This is a genomic window from bacterium 336/3, assembly GCA_001281695.1.
GTDB lineage: Bacteria > Bacteroidota > Bacteroidia > Cytophagales > Thermonemataceae > Raineya.
The window spans coordinates 1-969 of the sequence record LJIE01000012.1 but is presented as its reverse complement, the minus strand read 5'-3'; the positions used below and the strand labels follow the sequence as shown (position 1 = coordinate 969).

2 protein-coding genes are annotated in these 969 nt (G+C 31.1%); both read left to right on the top strand.

The window, feature by feature from the left end; translation table 11 throughout:
- Positions 1–129: 129 nt before the first annotated feature.
- Positions 130–312 carry a hypothetical protein gene (locus AD998_21930; protein KOY84266.1) on the top strand — a complete coding sequence of 61 codons (183 nt, stop codon included), beginning with the start codon at positions 130–132 and terminating at the stop codon, positions 310–312.
- A 59-nt stretch (positions 313–371) separates the two neighbouring features.
- The coding region (locus AD998_21925) for a hypothetical protein (protein KOY84265.1) at positions 372–969 on the top strand (598 nt) is incomplete at its 3' end.

The window sequence follows — 969 nt, the reverse complement described above, 5'->3', positions numbered from 1 at the left end:
TTATAAGGAGAGATGGTTTTGATAATGAATTGGGCTTTATAGACTTCTTTTTCCCTATTAAAGTTTTTGGAAAGCAACGATTAAAAAGACAACTAGTTCACTGGACAGATTTTAAATATTGAAAAAAAAATGGCAGCAAAAAGAAAGTATACAAAAATAGGTGAAACTCCTTTAAGATATCAATGTAGCAATAAAAAGTGCAAATGGCAAGGAAAAATGGAAGAAAAATCTGAGAAGCGAATTGATGATTTTACTACGGAATATTTTTGTCCTAAATGTGGAAATAATGAGTTTTATGGGCTTCTTGTTTAATTAAGAAAAAAACGAATTTGAACTACAACTGATACACTGGACAGATTTTAAATACTGATATGAAAACAACTTGGACAGCCGAACAAATAGAGGTATTGAAAGAAAAATACCCTAATACTCAGACTAGAGCATTGGCTGCTGAATTAGGACATTCATACCATTCAGTAAAAAATAAAGCATTACAGCTAGGTATTGCAAAGGCTAAAGACTATAAAATTGAAAGATTAGATAGTGAGTTAATCGAACACAGGAAATCTATTATTGAAAAACTATATAGCAGTACTAGTAACAAAGAAATTGCAGAATTGCTAAATGTAAAACCTTGTGTAGTAAAAAATATAGCTTATGATTTAGGTTTGAGAAAAGTAGATTATCAACCAACCACCTTTAAAAAAGGTAATATACCAAAAAATAAAGGCTTAAAACAAGTTGATTATATGACTCCTGAAGCAATTGAAAAAACAAAAGCTACAAGATTCAAAAAGGGCAACGAGCCACACAATACCAACTATAATGGGCATGAGCGAATATCCAAAGATGGATATGTAGAGGTTAGAATCACAAAAGGTAAATATGTTTTGAAACATAGACTAGTTTGGCAACAAGCAAATGGGCCTATACCTAAAAATCACATCATAGTCTTTAAAGACGGGGATA

What these genes read in the sequence shown, in the direction of transcription:
- AD998_21930 (KOY84266.1), top strand. Translation starts at nt 130, where the DNA reads ATGGCAGCAAAAAGAAAGTATACAAAAATAGGTGAAACTCCTTTAAGA.